The 23,349-nt window shown below is 72.6% G+C and carries 24 protein-coding genes; 11 read left to right on the plus strand and 13 right to left on the minus strand.

The window, feature by feature from the left end; genetic code table 11:
• Window positions 1–68 precede the first annotated feature (68 nt).
• Window positions 69–821 carry a sulfite exporter TauE/SafE family protein gene (locus tag AC0I8G_RS04950; protein ID WP_471728972.1) on the plus strand — a complete coding sequence of 251 codons (753 nt, stop codon included), beginning with the start codon at window positions 69–71 and terminating at the stop codon, window positions 819–821.
• A gap of 288 nt (window positions 822–1,109) precedes the next feature.
• Here AC0I8G_RS04950 and AC0I8G_RS04955 read toward each other — a convergent pair whose 3' ends face one another.
• Genes AC0I8G_RS04955 through AC0I8G_RS04965 form a run of 3 tightly spaced genes read right to left on the minus strand, consistent with a single transcriptional unit; the run spans window position 1,110 to window position 4,955 of the window.
• On the minus strand, window positions 1,110–3,230 hold the full coding sequence (locus AC0I8G_RS04955; protein ID WP_471728931.1) for a PfkB family carbohydrate kinase: 2,121 nt from the start codon (window positions 3,228–3,230) through the stop codon (window positions 1,110–1,112).
• Window positions 3,231–3,279: 49 nt separating this feature from the next.
• Window positions 3,280–4,395 (minus strand): glycosyltransferase family 9 protein, encoded by a 1,116-nt coding sequence (locus AC0I8G_RS04960; protein WP_471728932.1) that lies wholly within the window; start codon window positions 4,393–4,395, stop codon window positions 3,280–3,282.
• Between the two features lie 20 nt (window positions 4,396–4,415).
• Window positions 4,416–4,955, minus strand: a complete 540-nt coding sequence (locus tag AC0I8G_RS04965; protein WP_471728933.1) for a D-glycero-alpha-D-manno-heptose-1,7-bisphosphate 7-phosphatase — start codon at window positions 4,953–4,955, stop codon at window positions 4,416–4,418.
• 176 nt (window positions 4,956–5,131) lie between these two features.
• Here AC0I8G_RS04965 and AC0I8G_RS04970 point away from each other — a divergent pair, with 176 nt between their 5' ends.
• The 4 genes from AC0I8G_RS04970 (at window position 5,132) to AC0I8G_RS04985 (ending at window position 9,125) form a co-directional block, all read left to right on the plus strand.
• The gene (locus AC0I8G_RS04970) at window positions 5,132–6,511 is read left to right on the plus strand and encodes a D-arabinono-1,4-lactone oxidase (protein ID WP_471728934.1); all 1,380 of its coding nucleotides are present in this window, start codon (window positions 5,132–5,134) and stop codon (window positions 6,509–6,511) included.
• 120 nt (window positions 6,512–6,631) lie between these two features.
• Window positions 6,632–7,480, plus strand: a complete 849-nt coding sequence (locus AC0I8G_RS04975) for a glycosyltransferase family 8 protein (protein WP_471728935.1) — start codon at window positions 6,632–6,634, stop codon at window positions 7,478–7,480.
• Between the two features lie 92 nt (window positions 7,481–7,572).
• Window positions 7,573–8,646, plus strand: coding sequence for a winged helix DNA-binding domain-containing protein (locus AC0I8G_RS04980; protein WP_471728936.1), 1,074 nt, complete (start codon window positions 7,573–7,575; stop codon window positions 8,644–8,646).
• Between the two features lie 128 nt (window positions 8,647–8,774).
• Window positions 8,775–9,125, plus strand: a complete 351-nt coding sequence (locus AC0I8G_RS04985; RefSeq protein ID WP_471728937.1) for a hypothetical protein — start codon at window positions 8,775–8,777, stop codon at window positions 9,123–9,125.
• 32 nt (window positions 9,126–9,157) lie between these two features.
• On the opposite strand, the gene AC0I8G_RS04990 is transcribed toward AC0I8G_RS04985, so the two are convergent.
• Both AC0I8G_RS04990 and AC0I8G_RS04995 read right to left on the minus strand, forming a co-directional pair.
• A complete protein-coding gene (locus AC0I8G_RS04990; RefSeq protein ID WP_380261905.1) occupies window positions 9,158–9,364 on the minus strand; it encodes a 4-oxalocrotonate tautomerase family protein in 207 nt (68 codons plus the stop codon).
• Window positions 9,365–9,422: 58 nt separating this feature from the next.
• Entirely contained in the window at window positions 9,423–10,154 is a 732-nt protein-coding gene (locus AC0I8G_RS04995; RefSeq protein ID WP_471728938.1) for an SDR family oxidoreductase, read from the minus strand.
• 106 nt (window positions 10,155–10,260) lie between these two features.
• Between AC0I8G_RS04995 and AC0I8G_RS05000 the strand changes: the two genes are divergently transcribed.
• Window positions 10,261–10,938, plus strand: coding sequence for a TetR/AcrR family transcriptional regulator (locus tag AC0I8G_RS05000; protein WP_471728939.1), 678 nt, complete (start codon window positions 10,261–10,263; stop codon window positions 10,936–10,938).
• Between the two features lie 79 nt (window positions 10,939–11,017).
• Window positions 11,018–11,998 carry an aldo/keto reductase gene (locus tag AC0I8G_RS05005; protein ID WP_380261911.1) on the plus strand — a complete coding sequence of 327 codons (981 nt, stop codon included), beginning with the start codon at window positions 11,018–11,020 and terminating at the stop codon, window positions 11,996–11,998.
• A 56-nt stretch (window positions 11,999–12,054) separates the two neighbouring features.
• Here AC0I8G_RS05005 and AC0I8G_RS05010 read toward each other — a convergent pair whose 3' ends face one another.
• Window positions 12,055–13,197, minus strand: coding sequence for a pyridoxal phosphate-dependent aminotransferase (locus AC0I8G_RS05010; protein WP_471728940.1), 1,143 nt, complete (start codon window positions 13,195–13,197; stop codon window positions 12,055–12,057).
• 46 nt (window positions 13,198–13,243) lie between these two features.
• A complete protein-coding gene (locus tag AC0I8G_RS05015; RefSeq protein WP_471728973.1) occupies window positions 13,244–13,675 on the minus strand; it encodes a VOC family protein in 432 nt (143 codons plus the stop codon).
• Between the two features lie 91 nt (window positions 13,676–13,766).
• On the opposite strand from AC0I8G_RS05015, the gene AC0I8G_RS05020 reads away from it, so the two are divergent.
• A complete protein-coding gene (locus AC0I8G_RS05020; RefSeq protein WP_471728941.1) occupies window positions 13,767–14,711 on the plus strand; it encodes a helix-turn-helix transcriptional regulator in 945 nt (314 codons plus the stop codon).
• A 34-nt stretch (window positions 14,712–14,745) separates the two neighbouring features.
• Here the strand turns inward: AC0I8G_RS05020 and AC0I8G_RS05025 are convergent, their stop codons facing one another.
• Window positions 14,746–15,639, minus strand: a complete 894-nt coding sequence (locus tag AC0I8G_RS05025) for a MurR/RpiR family transcriptional regulator (RefSeq protein WP_471728942.1) — start codon at window positions 15,637–15,639, stop codon at window positions 14,746–14,748.
• A gap of 108 nt (window positions 15,640–15,747) precedes the next feature.
• On the opposite strand from AC0I8G_RS05025, the gene AC0I8G_RS05030 reads away from it, so the two are divergent.
• Genes AC0I8G_RS05030 through AC0I8G_RS05040 form a run of 3 tightly spaced genes read left to right on the plus strand, consistent with a single transcriptional unit; the run spans window position 15,748 to window position 18,889 of the window.
• Window positions 15,748–17,166 carry an MFS transporter gene (locus AC0I8G_RS05030; RefSeq protein WP_471728943.1) on the plus strand — a complete coding sequence of 473 codons (1,419 nt, stop codon included), beginning with the start codon at window positions 15,748–15,750 and terminating at the stop codon, window positions 17,164–17,166.
• On the plus strand, window positions 17,163–17,660 hold the full coding sequence (locus AC0I8G_RS05035) for a GAF domain-containing protein (protein WP_471728944.1): 498 nt from the start codon (window positions 17,163–17,165) through the stop codon (window positions 17,658–17,660). The genes AC0I8G_RS05030 and AC0I8G_RS05035 overlap by 4 nt, the downstream gene beginning before the upstream one ends.
• Entirely contained in the window at window positions 17,657–18,889 is a 1,233-nt protein-coding gene (locus AC0I8G_RS05040; protein ID WP_471728945.1) for a metal-dependent hydrolase family protein, read from the plus strand. The genes AC0I8G_RS05035 and AC0I8G_RS05040 overlap by 4 nt, the downstream gene beginning before the upstream one ends.
• 2 nt (window positions 18,890–18,891) lie before the next feature.
• Here the strand turns inward: AC0I8G_RS05040 and AC0I8G_RS05045 are convergent, their stop codons facing one another.
• The 5 genes from AC0I8G_RS05045 to AC0I8G_RS05065 all read right to left on the minus strand — a co-directional run bounded on the left by AC0I8G_RS05045 (window position 18,892) and on the right by AC0I8G_RS05065 (window position 23,335).
• Window positions 18,892–19,884, minus strand: coding sequence for an LLM class flavin-dependent oxidoreductase (locus tag AC0I8G_RS05045; protein WP_471728946.1), 993 nt, complete (start codon window positions 19,882–19,884; stop codon window positions 18,892–18,894).
• Between the two features lie 74 nt (window positions 19,885–19,958).
• The gene (locus tag AC0I8G_RS05050) at window positions 19,959–20,597 is read right to left on the minus strand and encodes a GntR family transcriptional regulator (RefSeq protein WP_471728947.1); all 639 of its coding nucleotides are present in this window, start codon (window positions 20,595–20,597) and stop codon (window positions 19,959–19,961) included.
• Window positions 20,598–20,730: 133 nt separating this feature from the next.
• A complete protein-coding gene (locus tag AC0I8G_RS05055) occupies window positions 20,731–21,414 on the minus strand; it encodes an aspartate/glutamate racemase family protein (RefSeq protein ID WP_471728974.1) in 684 nt (227 codons plus the stop codon).
• A gap of 38 nt (window positions 21,415–21,452) precedes the next feature.
• Window positions 21,453–22,445: an ornithine cyclodeaminase family protein gene (locus AC0I8G_RS05060; RefSeq protein ID WP_471728948.1), complete on the minus strand. Its 993-nt coding sequence runs from the start codon at window positions 22,443–22,445 to the stop codon at window positions 21,453–21,455.
• Complete coding sequence (locus AC0I8G_RS05065) at window positions 22,442–23,335, minus strand: ABC transporter substrate-binding protein (protein ID WP_471728949.1); 894 nt, start codon at window positions 23,333–23,335, stop codon at window positions 22,442–22,444. The genes AC0I8G_RS05060 and AC0I8G_RS05065 overlap by 4 nt, the downstream gene beginning before the upstream one ends.
• Window positions 23,336–23,349 lie beyond the last annotated feature (14 nt).

A 23,349-nucleotide genomic window follows, 5' to 3' on the forward strand; every position in this document is an offset into this window, starting at 1 on the left:
CGAGTCTGCCTCCTGGTTCCGACACCGCCCTCCGGAAGGACCGGGGAGGACCGTAGGCTCCGACGGTGCTGGACCTCTCGACGCCGCAGTTGATCCCCCTCTACCTGGCGGCCCTGGTGATCGGGATCTCGAAGACCTCCATCGGGGGTGCGGGCACCATCGCGGTAGCGATCTTCGCCGCGGTCCTCCCGGCGAAGGAGTCGACCGGGATCATCCTGCCGCTGCTGATCCTCGGCGACGTGTTCGCCATCTCGATCTACCGCCGGCACGCGGACTGGGCGTTGCTGGTCCGCCTCTTCCCCTACGTCGCGCTCGGCGTCGTCGCCGGGGCGGGTTTCGTCCGCGTGGTCGACGACACGGTCATGCGCCGTTCGATCGGCGTGCTGCTGATCCTCCTCGTCGCGATCCACCTGCTGCGCCAGCACCGGTTGCGCAAGCAGGAGGTGGTCGTGCCGATGACCGTCCGCGGCCGCCGGCTCACGTCCCTGGGTTTCGGTTTCCTCGCCGGGTTCACCACGATGGTCGCCAACGCCGGCGGTCCGCCGATGTCGATCTACCTGTTCACCATGGGTCTCGGCGTGATGTCGTTCCTCGGCACCGGCGCCTGGTTCTTCTTCATCGTGAACTGCTTCAAGGTGCCGTTCAGCATCGGCCTGGGTCTCCTCAGCCTGGACTCGTTGCAGCTCGACCTCCGCCTCGCGCCCGCCGTGGTGGTGGGGACGCTGATCGGCTGGTGGATCGCGAAGCGGCTGGACCAGAAGAAGTTCGAGAACTGGGTGCTCGGTGCCTCGGTCGTCTCGGGTCTCAACCTGTTGCGCTGAGCTCGCGATGTGACGCCCGGCTGCGGCACCTGCTCACGATTCATGGTTGTTGTTCTCGTCACCGGGTGGACGCCGGGGCCGGGTCGGGTGGGTTTCGATGCACCGGCGGATCGGCGGCCTCAGCATCCGAAGGGGGGTTCGAGGTCGAAGCGGCGCAGGAACGTCTGCCGGCGCTCATCGACCGCCGACGGCACCCACCTCACCCCCGCGGCGATCTCGCACCGGTGTGACGGGAGCGGTCCGGTACGAGATCGCGGAGGGGGTGGTCGCCGAGGCCGGGGGCGGTCGTCAGTGCTCGCCCGCCGGGCCGGTGGGCAGCGCGGCGCCCCGCGCGAGGGTGAGGGTGGTGGACCGGCCCGCGAGGTACGGCAGCAGGACGACGCGTCCGCCCCAGCTCCGCACCAGCGGCGCCTCGAGCAGTTCCGCCCCGCCGTAGTCACCGCCCTTGGCCCACACGTCGGGCTGCAGCGCGGCGAGGGCCTCCCTCGGGTCGTCCTCGTCGAAGACCACCACGGCGTCGACGCAGTCCAGCGCCGCGATGACCCGGGCCCGGTCGACCTGGTCGTTGACCGGGCGCCCGGGGCCCTTGAGCCGCCGCACGGAGGCGTCGGAGTTCAGCAGGACGACGAGGGTGTCACCGAGCCGCCGGGCCGCCTCCAGGCAGGCGACGTGCCCGGCGTGCAGGACGTCGAAGCACCCGCCGGTGGCCACGACGGTCCCGCCCGCGGCCCTCACCCGCGCGACGGCGTCCGCCGACCCACCCGCCACGGGCGCCGGGTCGGCGGGGAGCTGGTGCTGGGCGGCCCGCCAGCCGGCGGCGCCCCCCGCCGCGACCCACGCCGAGGCGTCCTGCACCGCTGTGACCACGGCCTGCGACGGCAACCGCCCCGCGGCTAGCGACAGGGCCGCCGAGGCCGCGAACCGGTCGCCGGCGCCGCAGGGATCACCGACGGCCACGACGGGCGCGGGGACGAACATCGCCTCGGTGCCCGGCGCCGCGAGCCACGCACCCTGCGCACCCGTGGTGACGACGACGCCCTGCACGCCCCACCGGGTGGCGAGGTGCTCGGCCAGCTCGTCGGGCGCGGTCGGGGAGGGCGACCCGGCTGCGGCCTTCGCCTCGGACAGGTTCGGGGAGACGAGCGCGCAGCCCGGGACGGGGTCGCCGCCGCGGGGGTGCGGGTCCCAGACCACCGGCACCCGGCGGGCGACCTCGGTGAGCGCGGCACGGACGACGGGGTCGTGGGTCGTGCCGGCGCCGTAGTCGCTGACCAGCACGACGTCCGCGGTCGCGAGCACGGCGGCCAGGACGCCGGCGTCGACCGCCTCGGGGGTGCCCGGACCGCCCTCGTCGAGGCGGACGAGGGACTGCCCCGCGACCCGGACACGGGTCTTGGTGCGGGTCGCACCGCGGTGACCGAGCCCGACGACGGTGACGGGGTGCGCCGCGTCCTCCAGACCGGCTCGCAGGCGTCGGCCGGCGTCGTCGTCGGACAGCGGGGTCATCAGCGTCGTGGTGGTCCCGACGACGCCGGCGCCCCCCGCGGCCACGAGCAGGGCCGTCAACCCGGCCCCACCGGGGCTCTCCTGACGGTCGGTGAGGTCGACGACGGGAACGGGGGCGTCGGGGGCGATGCGGTCGCTGCGGCCCAGGAGGTCGACGTCGAGCACGCTGTCGCCGACGACGACCACGTGTCGGGTTCCCGGCCCCCGAACCCCCTCGACGATGCGGGCCACGGACGGAGCTTCCGCGGGCGGGGCGGTGCTCGACGCGGCGGTGCCGGAGGTGGTGGGGACCGCGAGGGCCGTCTCCCCCCGCAGGTGCGCGTCCACGGCGGCGCACAGCGCGTGCAGGGCGATGAGGTGACCCTCCTGGACGGCCGAGGTGGACGAGCCCTCGACCCCGACGAACACCGTCTCGTCGGCCACCTCGGACAGCGCGCTGCGACCGGGGCCGGTCATGGCCAGGACGAGCAGTCCGCACCGGCGTCCCCGCTCGGCGGCGGCGACGACGTTGGCACTCCTGCCGGAGGTCGACAGCAGCACCAGGACGTCACCGGGGCGGCCGTGGGCCTCGACCTGACGGGCGAAGACCTCTTCGCCGCCGTAGTCGTTGCCGATGGCGGTGGTGCTGGAGGTGTCGGCGTGCAGGGCGATCGCCGACAGCGGTCGCCGCTCGCCTTCGAAGCGGCCCACTAGTTCGGCGGTGAGGTGCTGGGCTTCGGCGGCGCTGCCGCCGTTGCCGGCGGCGAGCAGTCGGCCGCCGCGGGCGTAGACGTCGACGAGCCGCGCCGCCCAGCCGTCGAGGACCTCACCCTGGGCGACGAGGCTGGTCATGGCCTCGGCGACCTGCGGTTGGTGCCGGGCGAGCCACCGCACCGCGGGACGGTCCTGCGTCGGGTCGGTCATCGGTGCTCCTGGGTGCTCGAGGAAGGGGGCTGCTGCTCGTGCGCTCGTCTCACAGCGCCTGCTCCGCACCGGGCCGGGCGTCCTGCGGGGGCAGCGGTGCCGACGGCGGGGGGACGGGGACCTGGCCGGTGGCCAGGGCTTCGACGGCGTCGAGCACCGCTTGGGGGGCGACGTCGAGGCACGGGTGTCCGGCGACGGGGCAGACCTGCGCCCGGGTGAGGCGGCAGGGGGCGGAGAGGTCACCGAGCACGACCACGGGGACCCCGAACGGCACCCAGCGCTCCACCGGCATCACGGCGGAGAACCAGCTCGCGACGGGAGTCCCGACGGCGGCGGCGAGGTGCGCGGGGCCGGTGTTGCCGACGAGGACGACGGCGGCGGCCTCCAGGAGCGTCGCGAGCTGCCCGAACGAGGTCCGTCCGGCGGCGTCGACGACCCGGGGGCGTCCGGCGCTGACCCGGGCGGCGAGGTCCACCTCGCCGGGCCCGCCGGTGACCACGACCCGCCAGCCCTCGTCGTCCAGGGCCGCCACGGCGGCGGCGGCGACCGCCGGGTCGGGGGCCCGGGCCGGCACCGACGCGCCGGGGTGGACGACGACGACACGGCCGGCGGCGAGGTCGTCACCGAGTTCGGCGAGCAGGTCCGCCGGCAGCTCCGACAGCGGGTGCCGCAGCGCCATCCGGGGGTCGGCGGGGACGGCCCGCCCGGAGGTGACGACCAGGCCCAGGCTCGCGACGACCTCGTGCTCCCCGCCGGTCCCGTCGGGGTTGCCGGGGCGGCGGTGCCGGACGTCGAGGAGGCTGCCCGGGTAGTCGTCGGTGGCCGCGACCACCCGGGGGACCCCCGCGAGGCGGGCGATGAGGGCCATCGGCATCGCGCTCTGGTGGTACGAGGTGAAGACGACCACCTCGTCGTAGTGCCCGGCCCGGACGGTCTCGACGAGCGCGAGCAGCGGCTCGGCGTCCGGGGCGGGCGGGTGGTAACCGGACCACGGGACGTCGGCGACGAGGACCTCGTCCACCCCCGGCAGCAGCCGGGCGGCGCCCGCGCCGGGGGGCGCGGCGAGCAGGTCGACGCGCGAGGCCTCGACCCCGTCCGGTCCGTACCGCAGGGCGGCGATCGCCGGCCCGGTCATCAGCACGTCGCCGTCGCTGTCGAGCCGCACGGCGAGGATCCGCGGGCCGGTCACCCGGCGGCCAGCGGGTTCGCGAGCACGGGGTTCGCGAGCACGGGGTTGAGCAGGAGGTCGAGCGCGGCGGTGAGGTCGGCGGCCTGCGGGCCCGGGACCAGCACGGACCGGGCCCCGGCGGCCTCGGCGGCCTCGGCGTCGGTGGGCGAGTCACCGACGACGGCGACCTCGTCGGGCCGCAGGCCGAGCGCAGCGGCGGCGTCCAGGACGAGACCGGGCGCGGGTTTGCGGCACCGGCAGGCGTCGGTGGGGGTGTGCGGGCAGGTGCGGACGACGTCGACCCCGCCGATCTGGCGCACCACCTCTGCGGTGACGGCGTCGGCCTGTTCGCGGGTGATGAACCCGCGGCCGACCCCGGACTGGTTGGTGACGATTCCGGTGCGCAGTCCCGTTGAACGCAGCCGGGCGAAGACCTCGACCGCCCCGTCGACGAGGCGGACCTGCTGGGGATCACCGTTGTACGGGACGTCGTGGACGACGGTCCCGTCTCGGTCGAAGAGGACGGCGCGGAGACCGGTCCTGCCGTCGGGGTTCATCACATGGAGTTTGTAGCCGAGAGGGACGACGGACGCACGGCGGGCAGGGTGGAGTGAGACGTGCGCCACCTTCGGCGTCCTCGCCGAGCCGCTCCGGCCCGAGGGGGGTTAGGTTCCCCGAGCCACCCGGGCCGATCGTCCGCCCGGTCGAAGTCCGCACACGTCAGGAGTCGTCGATGAACGTCCCCTTGGCTCTCTACCCCCGTCGCAGCACTTCAACCGACGACGGGACGGAAATCTGGAACTGGGCCCGCAACGCCACCATCGCGCCGTCGACGGCCGTCGTGTCGCCGACCACCGAGGCCGAACTCCGCGAGGCGGTCACCTCGAGCGCGGGCCGGTTGAGGTTGACCGGGTCCCGGATGTCCGCCGGCCGGATGCTGGAACTCGCCGCGAGCGGCGACCGGCTCATCGACACCAGCGGCCTGCGCGGCCTGCTGGGCACCGACGAGGACAGCGCCACGTTCGCCGGCGGGACGTCGCTGCAGGAGATCTACGGCGTGCTGACGTCGATGGGCCGGATGCTGCCCTCCTCCCCCGGCGTCATCGCTTCCCAAACCCTGGCGGGCGCCCTGGCGACGGGGACGCACGGGCAGGGCCTGCGCCAGTCGTCCATCGGTGACGCGGTGCTGAGCGTGCGGATGGTGCTCGCCGACGGCTCCGTCGCCGAGTTCGACCGCGACCACCCCTCGTTCCCCGCCGTCCAGCTCGGCCTCGGGGTCCTCGGCGCAGTCAGCGCGGTCACGCTGCACACCGTTCCGTCACTCGTCTACACCTGCGTCAAGGACGCGGTCAGCGCCGACGGCCTGGAGACGCAGCTGCTGACGTGGAACCGCGACCACGCCATGAGCAAGGCGTGGTGGTTCCCGGACGAGAACCTCGTCCACGTGTGGACGGCGCAGGAGGCCGACGAGGAGGAGCTGCGTGAGTACCACGCGGGCGGCGGGCGCCTCATCGAGCGCGAGACGACCAGCGACGCCATGAACCGCACGATCGACGCGGCCCTGTCGACCATGCGCGGCGACACCGGCCTGGCCGACGCCGACAGCAAGCCGTACCGCACGGTGAACCGCTTCAAGGACTTCTCCGACGTGACCGGTGACGTGTACCAGGTGTTCTGCCGGGGCATCGCGACCCCGCAGATCAACGTGGAGATCGGTGTTCCGCTGCACCGTGCCGGTGAGGTCATCGCCGCCCTGAAGGAGTGGCACGCGCGGACCCGTCCGCACATGCACTACCCGATCATCCTGCGCTGCACCGGACCCTCGACCGCGTGGCTCAGCCCGTCGCAGGGGCAGGAGACGGTGTACTTCGGTTTCGTCGTCTACTACGCCGAGGACGGAACCCTGTCCGAGGGTGGCATGGACTTCCTCCGCGCGGTGGAGGAGGTGCTGGCCACCGAGGGTGGGCGTCCGCACTGGGGCAAGTACTTCGAGCAGCCGCTCTACGACTGGCGTTCGCTGTACCCGCGGTGGGACGACTTCCGCCACGTGCGCGACGAGCTCGACCCGGAGCACCGCTTCGCCAACGCGTTCGCCGACGGCCTGCTCGACTGACCTGCGCTCGAACCGGGTCCGACCGAGGGTTCCTCGACCACGTCCCGACCAGGACCGACCGATCCAGCACCACACAGATCCAGCACCGAACAGATCCAGCACCGAACAGGGAGTGCATCGATGAAGGCGTGGGCCACGCTGCTGACGCAGCCGGAGTACCTGGTGGGCGTGCAGGTCCTGCACGCCTCGTTGCGACGTTCGGGAACCCGGTACCCGCTCGTGGTGATGGTGACCCCGAACATCGACGACCCCAGTCGGCAACGACTCGTCGACGACGGTTGCCTCGTCCGTGAACTCCCGCCGTTGCGGCCCGACAGCCGTCTCGAGGCGCGTTACGCCAACGCCCGGTTCGCGGAGGTGTGGACGAAGCTCGGTGCCTGGGACCTGGTCGAGTTCGAGCGCCTCGTCGTGCTGGACGCCGACATGCTCGTCGTGGCCGGCATGGACGAGCTGTTCGACCTCGACCTCCCCGACGGCGGGGTCGCCGCCTGCCACGCCTGCCGGTGCAACCCCAACCGGATCGCCAGCTACCCCGCGTCGTGGACCCCGCAAAACTGCTTCTACACGCACTGCCGCGGGATCGAGCACACCGAGGAACCCGACGAGGTCGACAACTACTTCAACGGCGGGTTCCTCGTCATCGAACCCGACCACGAGGCGTTCACGTCGATGCTGACCCGCCTCAGCGGGCTGACGGACCTCTCGCAGTACCAGTTCGCGGAGCAGGACTTCCTCAACGAGTTCTTCGCCGGCCGTTGGCGTCCCGTGCCCTACGTCTACAACGCCCTCAAGACCCTCCCCCACCAGCACCCCGCGCTGTGGAACCTCGACGAGGTGAAGAACATCCACTACATCATCGACAAGCCGTGGGAGGGCCGGACGGAACCCGGCAGCCGCTACCACGAGCTGCACGAGATGTGGTGGACGGTGGCCGAGCAGGACGTGCTGGTCAGCCCACCGAAACCCTGACCCGAGCCGGACTCCTCGTCCGAGGAGGAGACCGGGATCGCCGCGGGTTGGTGGTCGGTGGGCCGGGTCAGGTGCGCAGGTAGTTTGTCCGGGTGACACGACTGGCAGCGCGCGACGTCGGGACCTGGCGGCTGGTGGCGCAACGGGTCGTCCCGGTGCTCGCGTCGGCGACCGTCGTGGTCGAGCACCTGGCCGCCGTCCAGGCCCAGGACCTGCGCGGCGCCGCGACCGCCGTCGCGGTCCGGACGCCGGCCAGGACCACGGCCGACCTGGCGCGGGCGCTGGACGCGGGCGAGGTCGTGCGGTCCTGGCCGATGCGCGGCACCCTGCACCTGATCGCCGCGGCCGACCTGTTCTGGGTCCTCGAGCTGTGCGCGGGTCGGACGGTCACCGCGACGAGACGTCGTCGCGCGGACCTGGGGATCGCCGACGCCGACCTCGAGACCGCGCACCGCGTGGCCGCGGAGTTCCTGGCGGGAACGGGCCGGGCCACCCGGGCCGACCTCCTCGCCGAGTTCGCACGGCACGGCCAGGCGACGACGGGTGGCCGCGGGTACCACCTGCTCCTCCACCTCTGCCTCCTCGGCGCCCTCTGCCAGGGACCGTTGGCCGGTCGTGAACAGACGTTCGTGCTCGCCGGGGACTGGGTCCGGACTCGACGGACGCCGGAGGACCCGTTGGCGGAGTGGACGCGTCGCTACCTGCGTTCCCACGGGCCCGCGACCCCGGTGGACCTCGCCGCCTGGACGGGACTGCCGCTCGGCACCGCCCGGCGGGGTTTCGCCGCCGTGCGCGAGGAGTTCGAGGCGGTCCTGGTCGACGACGTCGAGCACCTCGTCCATCCCGAGGTCCCGGAACTGCTCGCCACCCACCGCCGGGCCGTGCGCGACCTGCACCTGCTGCCTGGGTTCGACGAGTTCCTGCTCGGCTACGCCGACCGCTCGCACGTCCTGGCCCCCCGGCACGCCGAGCGGGTGACCCCCGGCGGGAACGGGATCTTCCGCGGGACGGTGGTGGTGGCGGGGAACGTCGTCGGGACCTTCACCCGGGCCGGGACGGAACTCGAGGTCGAGCCGTTCGCCGACCTCTCCGCTTCCCGGGCGAAGGCCCTGGCCCGACGCCGTGCGGGGTTCCCGTCCGGCTGGCTGGACTCCGTCACGCCCTGACGGCGTGTGAGCCGGATCACCGGCCCTCGCCCGAACGCCGCGGCGCCGGACACCGTTCCGCAGTGCACGGGAACCGCTCACCGAGCGCGGTTCACCGCGGGTGCCGCGATCGCCGTGCTGGTCTCAGGGTGCAGCTCCGCCGACGCACCGGCGGCTCAGCCGTTCTCCACCACCACGTCCTCGACTCCCACCTCCGACCTCCGGACCGAGCCGACCGGGCCACCGAGGACGCCGACCTGGCCGTCGTCACGAAGATCTTCGCGACCGATCCGCCCGGTCTGCAGTCCGGTCAGCAGGCCGTCATCGCCCGGACGGCCGCCGACGGCGACCTGGTGGCGGTCCACTGGCACGAGACCGCCGACCCGGCACAGCCCTGGACCGGACGAGCGCACATCGATCTGTACCGTCTCGTCGGCGGGAAGATCGTCGAGCAATGGGACGTCGTGCCCACGTCCGCTGTCGCGCCGACGACCGACTGAGGCTGCGACGCCGAGGCGGTAGCGGGCCGTCGTCAGCTGCGGCCGAGCACCTCCGCCGTCAGGACGTTCCCCCCGAGACCCCAGCCGCCGTCGGCGACCTCTTCGACGAGCACGAGGGTGGTCGCGCGGGCGCGTTCGCCGTACACGTCGGCGTAGGCGTCGGTGACGGCGTCGATGAGCTTCTTCTTCGACTCCGGGGTGAGGGTCTCGGCGGGGACCTTGAGGTTGGCGAAGGGCATGGTGTTCTCCTGGTTCTTCGTGGTGAGGGTCTTCAGAGGGGGAGGACGTGGGGGGACGTCAGACGATCCCGCCGTTGGCGCGCACGACCTGTCCGTTCACCCACCGCCCCGGTCCGGCGAGGAAGGCCACGACCTCGGCGATGTCCGCCGGCTGCCCCAGACGTTCCAACGGGGGTTGCGCGGCCATCCGCGCGACGGTGGCGTCGTCCTTGCCGTCGAGGAACAGTTCGGTCGCCGTCGGGCCGGGTGCGACCGCGTTGACGGTGATGTCCCGCCCGCGCAGTTCCCGCGCCAGGATCATGGTCATCCCCTCGACGGCGCTCTTGCTGGCGACGTAGGCGCCGTAGGTGGGCAATTGCAGACCGACGACGGAGGTCGAGAGGCCGATGATCGCGCCCCCGTCGCGGACACGGCGGGCGGCCTCGCGGGCGACGACGAAACTGCCCCGGACGTTGGTGCGGTGCAGGGCGTCGAGGTCGTCGAGGTCGAGGTCGGCGATGGTGGACAGCGACAACCGTCCGGCCGAGTTCACGACGACGTCGATCCCGCCGAACGTCTCCTGCGCGGTGTCGAACATCGCCGCGACGGCGTGCTCGTCGGCGACGTCGGCCTGGGCCGCGACGGCCTTCCCGCCGGCTGCGGTGATCTCCTCGACGACCTCGGCCGCGGCCCGCGCGGAACCCGCGTAGCCGACGACGACGGCCTGCCCGCGGGCGGCGAGGGTGGTGGCGATGCCGCGGCCGATGCCGCGGGATCCCCCGGTGACGATGGCCACGCGCTGGTCGGTCATCTCGACAACCTCCTCATAGCGTCGATACGCCTTGTTCGTATCGTCGGTACACCGACCGTAGCACGCGCCCTGGAGCGACGCTACCCTTATCGCGTACCATCGCTACATGAGCAGCGAAGCCCGTGCGGCGATCCTGGAGGCGGCCGAGCGCCTCCTCGTGGCCTCCGAGGACCACGACATCGCCACCCGCGCCGTGTGCGAGGCCGCGGGCGTGACCCAGCCGGTCCTCTACCGCCAGTTCGGGGACAAGAAGGGGCTGCTGGACGCCCTCGCCGACACCGGTTTCGAGCGCTACGCGGCCCGCAAGGCGGAGCTCCCGGAATCGGCCGACCCGGTGGCCGACCTGCGCCTGGGGTGGGACGACCACATGGACTGGGCCTCGGCCAACCCGGCGCTCTACCAGTTGATGTTCGTCCCGCGCCCCCGCTCCCGGTCGGTCGCGCGCCGACGGGTCTTCGACCTGCTCACGAAGGCCCTCACCCGCGTCGCGGCCACCGGTGGACTCCGTGCGGAACCGCGCGACGCCGCCCAAGTGGTCCTCTCGGCCAACGTGGGAGCCGCCCTGAACCGGATCGCCCAACCGGAACTGTTCGACGCGGAGCTCTCGCACCGGATGCGCGACGCCGTGTTCACGTCGTTGCTCCAGGAACCCCCGGCCGCCGGCGCGGGGGGCACCTCGGCCGCCGCCCGACAACTGCGCGCCACCCTCGAGATCACGCCGACGGAGGCGCTGGAACCCGAGGAGAGCGCTCTGCTGCGACGCTGGCTGGAACGTCTCGGCTGACGGCGACCGGGGAGAGGCCACCTGGGAACGATCGCAGCGGCCCCTGTCGCGCACCACGCCGCCCGCGTAGGGTTCCGGCATGGAGTACCGACACCTCGGACGCACAGGGCTGCGCGTCTCGCCGCTGTGCCTCGGAACGATGAACTTCGGCCCGCGCACGAGCGAAGCCGACAGTCACACCGTCATGGACGCCGCGCACGAGCACGGCATCAACTTCTTCGACAGCGCCAACGGCTACGGCAGCCACAAGGGAGAGACGGAGGAGATCGTCGGGCGCTGGTTCGCCCAGGGCGGCGGGCGTCGCGAGAAGACCGTCCTCGCCACCAAGTTGTACGGCGACATGACCGACTGGCCCAACGACGGCAAGCTCTCCGCCTACAACATCCGCCAGGCCTGCGACGCCTCGCTGAAGCGGCTGCAGACCGACCACATCGACCTCTACCAGATGCACCACGTCGACCGCGCGACGCCCTGGGAGGAGATCTGGGAGGGCATGAGCGTCCTGCGCCAGCAGGGCAAGATCCTCTACGCGGGTTCCTCGAACTTCGCGGGCTGGCACCTCGCCGCCGCGCAGGCCAGCGCCGCGGAACGCAAGGTCGTCGGCCTGGTCAGCGAGCAGTCGCTCTACAACCTCATGTCGCGCTGGGTGGAACTCGAGGTGCTGCCCGCCGCGGAGCACTACGGCCTCGGCGTGATCCCCTGGTCGCCGCTCGCCGGCGGTCTGCTGGGCGGAGTCCTCGCCAAGCAGGCGAAGGGCGACGAAGGCCGGGGCACCTCGAACACCGAGGGCATCGAGAAGAACCGCGCGACGCTCGAGGCGTACGAGGGGTTCTGCCGCGAACTGGGTGAGGACCCGGCGGACGTCGGGATCGCCTGGCTGCTGACGCGGCCCGCGGTGACCGCCCCCATCATCGGGCCCCGCACGGTCGAGCAACTCACGAAGTCCCTGCGCAGCATCGACCTCGTCCTCGACGAGAAGGCGCTCGCGCGCCTCGACGAGCTGTTCCCGGCGCCGTTCCCGAACGGCAGCAAGCCCGCGCCGGAGGCCTACGCCTGGTGAGGATCGGGACCGGCCGGGGCTCACTCCCCCGGCCGGCCTGACCGGTCCCGACCGGATCAGGAAGGGTCCGGGAGCCGGGAGAGCCCGGTCACGACGTCGTCGCGGGTCCCGGCCAGCGACACCCGGATCCACCCCTCACCCTGGGAACCGAACGCCGACCCGGGTGCGACGGCCACCTTGTGCTCCACCAGGAACCGCTCGCACCAGGCCGAGACGTCGCCGCCGCTGGCGTGCGCGACCTCGATCCAGAGGTAGAACGCCCCCGCCGGACGCTGGAACCGGATCCCCTTGCGCGAGAGCAGGTCGCACGCGGCCTCGAGGTTCCCTCGGTAGTGCTCACGAGCGTCGGCGACGACCTGCTGGTCCCCCTCCAGCGCCGCGAGCGCGGCGAACTGGGCGGGCGCGTTGACGCAGCTGACCGTCGCCTCCTGCGCGGTGCGCAGCAACGCGTCCCACTGCGGCGGCGCCACCAGCCAGCCCACCCGGGCCCCGGTGAGGGCGTAGGTCTTGGAGAACGAAAACACGCTGAGCACGCGTCCGTCGGTGTCCAGCGACGCGGTGCTGACGTGCGGGGTTCCGTAGGTGAACTGCTCGTACACCTCGTCGCTGATCACCCACAGGTCGTGCTCCGCGGCGACGTCGAGCAACTGCCGCAGGACCTCCGCCTCGTAGACGGTGCCCAACGGGTTCGACGGGGAGTTCACCAGCAGCACCCGGGTGCGTGGGGTGATCGCCGCCCGCAACGACGCCAGGTCCGGGCGGAAACCTCGTGCGGGGTCGAGGCGGTAGGGCACCGGGACCGCGCCGACGTGGCGCGCCGTCATGGCGAAGTTCACGTACCCGGGGTCGGGGACCAGGACCTCCTCCCCCGCGTCCAGCGTCAGCGACATCGCCTGGTGCAGGGCCTGCATCCCGCCGGCCGTGACCCACACCTGGTCGGGCGTGACGTCGAGGTCGTTGTCCCGCTTCAGCTTCGCCGCGATCGCCGTCCGCAACGGGGCGACCCCGCCGTTGGGCGTGTAGTTCGTGACGTCCTGCTCCCACGCCCGGGCCCCGGCGGCGAGGACGTGCGGGGCGACGGGGAGGTCGGGTTCCTCGACGTTGAGGAAGACGACGTCGTCGATCCCCTGCGCCAGGTCGTAGATCCGGCGGATCGCGGAGGCGGGGATGCGGAGGGCGTGCGGGGCGACGGAGGGCACGCCCCGATGCTCCCACGCGGACTCCTCCCGGACGGGGCGGCGTCGCTCACCGGACCGGGGACGGGTCCCCGGTGGTCCCGGCGGCGAGGACCTCGAGGTAGTGCGCGTTGTGCATCAACCCCAGGACGTTGCCGAACGGGTCCACGACGGAGGCCCCGGTGAAACCCTCCCCAAACTCGCGGGCGGGCTGGAACAGCGTGGCCCCGAGCTCCAGGGTGCGGACGATCGCCGCGTCGAGGTCGTCGACCTGCCAGTAGAGGACGACGCCACCGGGCCGGTCGGTGGCCGGCACCCCGCCGAGCTGCCCGGCGAACTCCCCGTTGAGGATGCCCAGCTCGTGCTGGTAGTCGCCGATGCGGAACTCGGCGTACCAGGGCTGGTCGAAGTACGGCGCGACGCCCAGCAGTTCGGTGTACCAGCGCTTGGCGCCCTCGAAGTCGTTCGCCAGCAGCGCCACGGTCGACATCCCTCGCAACATCGGGTCCTCCATCGGTTCGGGTGGTTCGTGGTTCTCACCCTGGCGCCTGAAGTGCTCACCTCCTGAGCACTTTCCACGGCAGACTCCTGACGTGCGCGCAGACCGGCTCGTAGCCGTCCTCCTGCTCCTGCAGTCGCGGGGGCGGGTGACGGCCGCGGAGGTGGCCGCCGAGCTCCGGACCTCACTGGCCACCGCCCGCCGCGACCTCGAGGCGCTGTCCACCGCGGGGATCCCGGTCTACCCGCAGCCCGGGCGAGGGGGCGGCTGGTCGCTGGTCGGCGGCGCCCGCACCGACCTCTCGGGCCTCACCGGCGACGAGGCCCGCGCCCTCTTCCTCATCGTCGGACCGACCGCGACCGACCCGGCCGCCCGGGCGGCGCTGCGCAAGCTCGTCCGCGCGTTGCCCGCGACCTTCCGCGCCGACGCCGAGGCCGCCGGTGAGGCGGTCGTCGTCGACCCGGCTCGCTGGGGAGCCGCCGAACGCACCCGCCCCGCACTGGTGGAGCGGTTGCAGCGGCACGTGGTCGCCCGCACCCGGGTCCGCCTCACCTACGCGAACCGGCGCGGCCCGAGCGAACGACTCCTCGAGCCGCTCGGCCTCGTCGACAAGGACGACGTCTGGTACCTGGTGGCCGACGGCGGGTCGGGCCGGCGGACGTTCCGGGTGGACCGGATCAGCGGTGTCGAGGCCACCGGGGAACGCTTCGAACACCCCGCCGACTTCGACCTCGCCCGCGAGTGGCAGCGCGTCGTCGACGAGGTCGAGCGGCGCCGGGCGCTGAGCGCCGCCACCGTCGTGGTGCCGAACCGGTTCCTCCCCATGCTGCGCGAGCAGTTCGGCCGGCACTGCACCGACGAGGAGGACCTGGGGGACGAACGCACCCGGTGCCGGCTCGCGGCACCCACCCCGCTGGACCTGGCCCGTCACCTCGCCGGCTGGGGATCCGGCCTCGACGTGGAGGGTCCGGGGCCGGTGCGCCGGGAACTGGGGCGGATCGGGCGGGAGCTGTCCGAGCGCTACCCGTTCGAGGACTGACGAGCCGTCAGGACCCCGGCCGGCGCGCGACCCGTCACGGCCGGCGCGGCGCCCGGTCCAACAGGCCGAACTCGTCCCACAGCTCGTCCGAGCGTTGGACGCTGGCCCGGGTCCGCCCGGGGTCGATCGCCGCGAGTTCGGCGACGACGGCCTGGGCCACCGCCAGCGCGGGGGTCAGCGAGGGGAAGAACGACACTCCCTCCGCGGGCACCAGGAGGACGTGGTCGGCGTACGTGGCCAGCGGACCGCTGGCGGAGTCGGTGATCACGCAGACCCCGGCCCCCCGTGCGGCGGCGGCGCGAGCGGCGCGCACCGCACTCGTGTAGAGCCGCCAGAAGCTGATGGCGATGACGACGTCGCCCTCCCCGCAGGCGGCGAGGGCGTTGACCGACGCCGCCGAGGACCCGTCGAGGTACTGGACGTCGTACCCCGCGAGAGCGGCGTTGTGCGCCAGGGGAACTCCCACACCGGCGTAGCTGCCGGAGGCGACCACCAGGGTTCGCCGGGCGGCCGCGATCGTCGCCGCGACGGCCAGGACGGTCTCACCGCTCGCTCCCCGGGACACGACGGCGAGGTCGTCGACGTCACGGCGCAGCGAGGCGGTCCCCGGCAGGTCGGCGAGCCGGCCGTGTTCGGCGGCGACCTGCGGAGCGCTGAGCGAGGACAGGTAACGGGCGCGCAGTTCCTGCTGCAGGGCGGGCCAGCCGTCGAACCCCAGGGCCTGCGCGGTGCGCGTCACCGTCGCGACGTTGGCTCCCGCCAGTCCTGCGACCTCGGCGGCCCCGCCGTAGGACGCGGTGCGCGGCTTGGTGACGAGCACGTGCACGACCGCACGGGACTTCGCCGACAACCCTCCGCTCGGGGCGCAGGACTCGAGCCAGCTCCCGAGGTCGTCACCCGGGGCGGGGTCGTCGATCAGCGAGTCCACGGTCGAACGTTACGGGAAGATTTCTTGCAAGAACTATTGCAGGTAACCGTTCTACGCACCTAGCTTTGCGTCACTTCACCCCTGCCACGCCCCACCCGAGGAGTGCTCGTGGACCTCTTGCAACGCCTCGACCGGCTGCCGCTGAGTCGTCCGCACTACCTGCTCCTGCTGATCGGCGGCCTCGGCTACACCTTCGACGGTCTCGACGGCGCGGTCGTCGCCTTCCTGCTGCCCGAGGTGCGCGAGACGTGGGCGCTGTCGGGCGCCCAGTCCGGGATCATCGGTTCGGCCACGCCGATCGGGTACCTGGTGGGTGCGACGATCGCCGGTCTGCTCGCCGACCGCATCGGGCGGCGGCGAGTGATGATGTGGGCTCTGGCCTTCTACGCGGTCTTCACCCTCGTCGCCGCCGCAGCACCCGACTTCCAGTTCTTCGTCACGGCCCGCATCCTCGCGGGTCTCGGCACGGGTGCGGAGAGCGCGATCATCGCGCCGTTCCTGGCCGAGTTCGTCCCGGCGCAACGACGGGGCTGGTTCATCGGCGCTCTCGCCGGGTTCTTCTCCTTCGGTTACGTCGCCGCCGCCCTGCTGGGCCGGTTCGTGGTCCCCCTCGACGACGGGTGGCGCTGGGCGCAGGTCGTCACCGCCGTCCCCGTGCTGCTGTTGCTGTGGTGGCGCCGCAGCCTCCCCGAGTCCCCCCGCTTCCTCCTGCAGCGGGGCCGGACCGCGGAGGCGCAGGACGTCGTCGTGGCCATGGAACGCTCCGTCGAACGGGCGACCGGACGACCGCTGCCGCCGGTCCCGACCGACGTCGTCGCCCCCCGGGACCCGGCGGTGGTGAACGCGCCACCCACGTTGGGTTCGGCGTTGCGGTTCCTCTGGAGCCGGGCGATGGCCCGACGGACCGCCGTCGTGTGGACGATGTGGTTCGTCACGACGTTCGCGTTCTACGGGTTCTTCTCCTGGATCCCCACCCTGCTCGTCGACCGGGGCCTGACGGTGACGAAGAGCTTCGAGTTCTCGATCATCATCTACCTGGCCCAGATCCCGGGGTACTTCTCCGCGGCGTGGTTCAACGAACGGTTCGACCGGCGGTTCACGATCGCGACCTACCTGGTGGGGTCGTCGGTGAGCGCCCTCGCCCTCAGCCAGGCGAACTCCTCGGTGACGATCGTCCTGGCCGGAGCCGTTCTCTCGTTCTTCCTGAACGGCACCTACGCAGGGCTGTACGCCTACACCCCGGAGGTCTTCCCGACGTGGATCCGGGCCAGCGGGACCGGCCTGTCCAGCGCCTTCGGCCGCATCGGCAGCATCACCGCGCCGTTCATCATCGGTGTGACCTCCGCCTCCCTCGGGTTCGGCGGCGTCTTCACCATGGTCACCCTGGTGCTCGTCGTCGGAGTCGTCGTCGTCCTCGTCTTCGGCCTCTCCACGGTCGGCCGGTCCCTGGAGGAACTCACCGAGACACCCGCCGTGCACGACGCCGAACGAGCGGTCGCACAGCGACGGGGAGGGGACCAGTCGTGAGCACCCCGCAGACCCGCAGCACCCGACCGGAGACGACGGTCGCGCCCGCCCCGGGTTTCGCACCCGTCGAAGCCCTCGCGCACGAACTCGTCGGCGTGCGGTTGTTCACCGTCCTGGCCTGGGACGCCGGTCGGTACGCGCTGCAACGCATCCACACCTCCCACCCGGAGGAGTACCCCGTCGGCGGAGAGAAGTTCATGCCCCCCGGAGCGCCCTGGCCCCAGCACGTGCTGGTCCAGCAACGCACCTTCCTCGGGGCGCACCCCGCCGACGTCGCGGGCGTCTTCTCCGACTGGCCCGCCATCGAGGCGCTGGGCTGCGGCGCGACCCTGAACCTCCCGGTCGTCCACGACGGGACGACCCTGGGTTCGCTCAGCCTGCTCGACGTCGAAGGCGCCTACGACGAGAGCTCGATCCTGAAGGCTGCACCCCTGGCCGACCTCGCCCGCGAGCCCCTGCTCGCGTGGCACCGCACGCACTGGAGGAACCCGTGAACCACGCTGCCGTCCTGGTCCGCGGTGGGGACGTGCTGGACGTCCACGCCGGGACCTACCTCGAGAACCACGACGTCCTCGCCGTCGACGGTCGCGTCGTCGAGGTCGGTCGTGACGTGCGCACCGCGCTGGACGTGGAGGTGGTCGAGGCCCGGGGCCTGCATGTCCTGCCCGGTCTCATCGACTGCCACGTGCACGTGACCGCGGCCACCGCCGACCTGGGCGCACTGACGACGTGGGCACCGACCTACGTCACGGCCCACACGGCGCGTGTCCTGCGCGAAACCCTCGACCGGGGTTTCACCACCGTTCGTGACACCGGCGGCGCCGACCACGGACTGGTTCGGGCCCAGGCGGAAGGACTGTTTCCCGGTCCGCGCCTGATCCACGGGGGGAAGGCCTTCAGCCAGACCGGCGGCCACGGCGACGTCCGGACCGCGGGGCAGCACGCTCAGGAGGACCCCGGCTGCTGCGTGGCCCTCGGCCGCGTCGTCGACGGCGTGGACGCGTTGCGCGTGGCGGCCCGCGACGAACTGCGCAAGGGCGCCCACCACCTGAAGGTCATGGCCGGCGGCGGCGTCTCCTCCCCCACCGACCGCATCGACTCCACCCAGTACTCCCAGGAGGAGCTTCGTGTCGTCGTCGAGGAGGCGCACGCCGCGAACCGCTACGTCACCGCCCACGCCTACACCGCCCGTTCGGTCGAGCACGCCCTGACCGCGGGGGTGCGCAGCATCGAGCACGGGAACCTCATCGACGAGCACAGCGTCGAGCTGCTGCGGGCGCACGACGCGTTCCTCGTGCCGACCCTGGTCACCTACTGGGCGCTGCAGGAGGAGGGTCGCGAGTTCGGCCTGCCGCAGGACAGCTGGCGCAAGGTCGCCGAGGTCTTCGACGCCGGGCTGCACGCCCTCGAACTGGCTCACCGCGGCGGGGCCCGCATCGTCCACGGTTCCGACCTGCTGGGGGGCATGCAACGTCACCAGTCGCAGGAGTTCCGCATCCGCGGCGACGTGCTGCCGGCCCTCGACGTCCTCCGGTCGGCCACGACGGTCGCCGCGGAACTGCTGGGCCTGACCGGCGAGATCGGCGAGCTGACCCCCGGCGCCCACGCCGACCTGGTCCTCGTGGACGGCGACCCGCTGGCCGACGTCGGCGTCCTCGCCGAACCCCACCGGCACCTGCCGGTCGTGGTCCAGGGAGGACGGGTCGTCGTGGACCGGCGCTGAGGTCAGACCCCGACGGGCTGCAACGCCTCCGCGGTCAGCTGCACCGACCGCAACCGCGCCTGAGTGGACAGCGCCTGGTGGGCGACGATGAGTTCGTCGGCGCCGGTGGAGGCGGCGAACTCCTCGAGGTAGCTGCGCACCTCGGTGGGGGTGCCGACCGCCGCGTAGGCCTGCATCTGGCGGACGTGCTGGCCGGCGGCGGTCTCCATGAGGATGTCGACCTCGGCCTCGCTGAACGTGCGGCCGCGGCCGAAGAGCGACGTCGCGAACCGGCGCTGCACCCCGGCGAAGGACTCGCGGGCCGCGTCGGTGGTGTCGGCGGCCACGACGTTCACGCCGGCGATGACGTGCGGTTCGGCGAGCTGCTCGGAGGGGCGGAACTCGTTGCGGTACGCCGCGACCGCCGCACCGAGCTGCTGCGGCGCGAAGTGCGACGCGAAGGCGTAGGGCAGACCCAGCGCAGCGGCCAGGTGCGCGCCGAACGTCGAGGAGCCCAGGACGTAGAGGGGGACCTTCAGCCCCGTCCCGGGGACCGCGTCGACCCCGGGCACCCGCGACTGACCCGCGAAGTAGGCGCGCAGTTCGGCGACGTCCTCGGGGAACTGCGCGGAAGCCGCCGGGTCGCGGCGCAGCGCGTAGGTCGTCGCCTCGTCCGAACCGGGCGCGCGCCCCAGACCGAGGTCGATGCGCCCCGGGTACATCGCCTCGAGGGTGCCGAACTGCTCGGCGATGGCCAGCGGCGAGTGGTTGGGGAGCATGACCCCACCGGCGCCGAGGCGGATCGACGTCGTCTTCGCACCGATGTGCGAGATCATCACCGCGGGGGCGGACGACGCGATGGACGGCATGTTGTGGTGCTCGGCGTACCAGACCCGTCGGTAGCCGTGGGCCTCCGCCGTCTGGGCGAGCGCGACGCTCGCGGCGATGCTCTCGCCCGCCGACTCCCCGGGTGCGATGGGGGCGAGGTCCAGGACCGAGAGCACGAGCGACGACATGGTGCGACCTTTCGAACGGGACTGGTTCCTCCTGAGGTCAACCTCCGGAGCGGCCCGGGGATTCCGGGGACGGGTCAGTGTTCGAGGGCGAGGGTCGCCAGGGTCGGCTCCCGGCCGGCCTCGATGTGCGCGAACGCGAGCGCCTCGGCGAGCCGCTCGTTGCCCGCGCGCAGGGCCGCCAGGATCGCGGCGTGCTCGTCGCTCTGCTGGTGCAGGTCCCGGCCGGAGGTCTTGAGGAACAGCCAGGTCATCCGACCCCCGACGGCCCGCATGAGGGAGTCCATGAGCTCGTTGCCGGCCGCCGCGACGAGCGCGAGGTGGATGGCGCAGTTCGCGTCGGCCTGCTCGTACTCGCCCTCCTCGGTGTCAAGCCGGGCCTCGGCGAGCGCGACGGCGTCCTCGAGCTCGCGCAGCGAACCACCCGCCGCCACCCGGCGAGCCGCGCCGCGTGCGGCGGCGACCTCCAGGCCGAGGCGGGTGTCGAAGACGTCGTGCACCCGGCGGCGTGTCCAGGTCGTGACCACGGCGCTGCGCCGGGGGTTCACCTCGACGAGCCCCTCGTTGGCCAGCAGCGGCATGGCCTCGCGGACCGGCACCCGGGAGACGTCGAGCTCCTCGGCCAGGCGCTGTTCGTAGAGGACGCTGCCCTGCGGGTAGTCGCCGACGATGATGCCCCGGCGGAGCCGGTGGTACAGCTGCACCGCCAAGGGCATCGCCGTTCCCGTACGCACTCCCTGTGCCACCCCTGCGACCTCCGGCGAACACCGCGCAACCCCCACGTGGGGAACGGCTCTGCCGTCGACAGTAGCCGTCACGACGGGGTGCCCGGCTCGGTGCCGGAGCCGGTCAGAGCAGGACCGCGTCGGGCACGGACGTGCGACGTTTGGGCAGGGGCGCGGCGTACCCGCCCGCGCGACTCGTCCGCAGGCCCATTCGGACCAGCCCCTCCACGGTCGTCACCGCTGCGGCGACACCGTCGACGACGGGCACGTCGAGGGCCTCCCGCACCGACTCCTCCAGTCCGCTCATCCCCGCGCACCCCAGGCAGACGACCTCGGCCCCGCGGCGGACGAGGTCGCGGGCCGCGGCGACGAAGGCGTCCCGGGTGCGTCCGGGGGACGCCTCCAGTTCGAGGACCCCGAGCCCCGTCCCGCTGACCCCGACGCAGTGCGACGAGAGCCCGGCCGTGAGGAGGCTGTCCTCGATGAGCCCGACGGTGCGGTCCAGCGTCGTGACGACGCCGTAGCGGCGACCGAGCGTCATCGCCGTGTGCGCGGCGGCTTCGGTGATGTCGACCACGGGGACGTCGAGGAGTTCCCTGGCCCCCTCGCGACCGTGCTCGCCGAACCCGGCCATCACGACCCCGTCGACGTGTTCGAGCTCCCGGAGGGTTTCCAGCACCGCAGCCGCGCTGAGGAAGCTGTCGTACCAGCCCTCGGCCGAGGGGACGCCCCAGGACGGGGTGACCCCGACGATGGTCGTCCCCGGCGCTGCGACCCGAGCCGCCTGGTCGGCGATGGCCTCGGTCATCGCGGTGGTCGTGTTGCAGTTCACGACCGCGATGCGGGTCACGCCGGACCTCCCGCGAGGGCGTGCTCGCGGGCGGGACGCCGGACGGCCTCGAGCACGGCGGCGGTGAGGGCGAGGTCCTGCGCCGCGATGCCGACGGAGTTGAACAGCGTGATCTCCCCCTCGGTCCTGCGACCGGGCGCCAGACCCGCGACGACGGTCCCGAGTTCGAGCAACGGGGCGTCACGGTCGATCGCACCCTCACCGATCGCCAGCACGAGGTCACCGGACTTGCTGAGCGCCGTCGCGGCGCTGTCGACGACCAACCGACTGCGGCGCAGCGCCTCACCGTCCACCTCGCGGTGGGTGGTGCGCGGCGGCGCACCGACGGCGTTGACGTGCTGGCCGGGCCGCAACCACCCACCCCGCAGGACGGGTTCGCGCGCGGGGGTCAGGGTGCAGACCACGTCCGCGATCCGTACGACGTCCTCCGGACCCTCGACCACGGTGATCTCGAGCGCACGACCGGCGGCCCGCAGACGGCGGACGAACGACTCCACGGTCTTCGGGCTGCGCGACCAGACGACGACCCGGTCGAGGTCGAGGACGGTGCTGATCGCCAGTACGTGGGCCACGGCGAGGTTCCCCGCACCGATCAGGCCGAGGACCCGGCTGTCCGGCCGCGCGAGGTGGCGGGTCGCGACAGCACTGGCCGCGGCCGTCCGCTGCCGGGTGACGGTCCCGCCGTCGAGGACCCCCAGGCACTCCCCGGTCGTCGTGGAGAGGGCGAGGATCGTCGAGCGCTGCACCGGACCGCGCGTGGCCGTGGTGGGCAGGTCGGCCATGAGCTTGACCAGTCCCATCCCCAACCGGTCGGAACGGGCGGCCATCGGCAGCAGCACCGCGTCGTCGATCGCCGAGGTCAGGGCCACCGGGGCCGGTTGCGTCATGACGCCGAGACCGAGATCGAGGTGGATGGCTTCGACGGCGGCGATCCCCTCGGAGGTCGTCACCATCCCTTCGATCTGCTCACGGCCCAGGAAGAGGTTCACCGCAGTGCGCCGGTGGGTGCGAAGAGGTCCTCGTAGGTGGGGGCCGAGGTCACCAGACCCCCGTCGGCGAGGATACCCATCCAGCGGTCGCTCGCGTCACGATCGACGGTCGTCGTGGCCCAGACCTGGCTGGCGGTCATCTCGGCGACCGCGGCGCGCAGGACGGCCGGATCCTTGTCCGGCCAGCGCGCGTCGAGGATCCCGTCGACGACCGCCGGGTCAGCCCCGGGGAGCGCGGCCATGGCGTGGGAGACGGCGGTGTCGAAGCGTTCGACGCGGTCGCGCAGTTCCTCGAGGCGGTCGGTGCGCGTGTAGTAGACGCTGTTCGGCATGGTCCCGCCGGCGTCGAGGTGGCGGAACGCGATGGTTCCGAACCCGGCCGACTGCAGTTCGTGGGCGGTGACGAGGTCGGCCACGATGGCGTCGCCGAGACCCTGCCGGTAGAGCTCGACGAGCATGGCGGTCGAGAGGTCTCGGACCCAGCGGGTCTGGCGCGGATCGTGACCGGCTTCGCGGATCAGTCCGGCTGTGAACTCGTACGGCGCGCTGCCCCCGGCACCGGGCGCCAGGGCGACCCGGCCGGTCAGCCAGCCGAGGTCGAAGTCGGCGACCGGCTCCCGGGTGACGATCCCCATCGGGAACTGGTGGTTCAGCTGCGTCAGGACGGTGAGGCGGCGCTCGGTTCCCACGTACATGGCCGGTACCCACAACCCGCCGAGCGCGAGGTCCGCCGTGCCGCTCTCGAGGTCGTCGAGGACTCCGGTCCACGGGTCACAGGCCTTGGTGGTGACCTCGAGACCCTCGGCCGCGAAGAGTCCTGCGGCCGAGGCGTAGTACTCGGGCAGGTAGTTCAGGCCGTTGGCGGTGGCGGAGACGGTGAGCTGGTCCATGGTGTTCCTCCTGG

The organism is Kineococcus sp. AC630 (genome assembly GCF_979255925.1).

Bases quoted from the DNA above. Each gene is read 5' to 3' on its own strand.
- AC0I8G_RS05050 (WP_471728947.1), bottom strand. From the start codon at position 20,597: ATGCCCTTGGCGGTGCAGCTGTACCACCGGCTCCGCCGGGGCATCATC.
- AC0I8G_RS05015 (WP_471728973.1), bottom strand. From the start codon at position 13,675: ATGTTGCGAGGGATGTCGACCGTGGCGCTGCTGGCGAACGACTTCGAG.
- AC0I8G_RS04975 (WP_471728935.1), top strand. From the start codon at position 6,632: ATGAAGGCGTGGGCCACGCTGCTGACGCAGCCGGAGTACCTGGTGGGC.
- AC0I8G_RS05045 (WP_471728946.1), bottom strand. From the start codon at position 19,884: ATGTCGTCGCTCGTGCTCTCGGTCCTGGACCTCGCCCCCATCGCACCC.
- AC0I8G_RS04965 (WP_471728933.1), bottom strand. From the start codon at position 4,955: ATGAACCCCGACGGCAGGACCGGTCTCCGCGCCGTCCTCTTCGACCGA.
- AC0I8G_RS04955 (WP_471728931.1), bottom strand. From the start codon at position 3,230: ATGACCGACCCGACGCAGGACCGTCCCGCGGTGCGGTGGCTCGCCCGG.
- AC0I8G_RS04970 (WP_471728934.1), top strand. From the start codon at position 5,132: ATGAACGTCCCCTTGGCTCTCTACCCCCGTCGCAGCACTTCAACCGAC.
- AC0I8G_RS05005 (WP_380261911.1), top strand. From the start codon at position 11,018: ATGGAGTACCGACACCTCGGACGCACAGGGCTGCGCGTCTCGCCGCTG.
- AC0I8G_RS04995 (WP_471728938.1), bottom strand. From the start codon at position 10,154: ATGACCGACCAGCGCGTGGCCATCGTCACCGGGGGATCCCGCGGCATC.
- AC0I8G_RS04990 (WP_380261905.1), bottom strand. From the start codon at position 9,364: ATGCCCTTCGCCAACCTCAAGGTCCCCGCCGAGACCCTCACCCCGGAG.
- AC0I8G_RS05065 (WP_471728949.1), bottom strand. From the start codon at position 23,335: ATGGACCAGCTCACCGTCTCCGCCACCGCCAACGGCCTGAACTACCTG.
- AC0I8G_RS05000 (WP_471728939.1), top strand. From the start codon at position 10,261: ATGAGCAGCGAAGCCCGTGCGGCGATCCTGGAGGCGGCCGAGCGCCTC.
- AC0I8G_RS05055 (WP_471728974.1), bottom strand. From the start codon at position 21,414: ATGACCGAGGCCATCGCCGACCAGGCGGCTCGGGTCGCAGCGCCGGGG.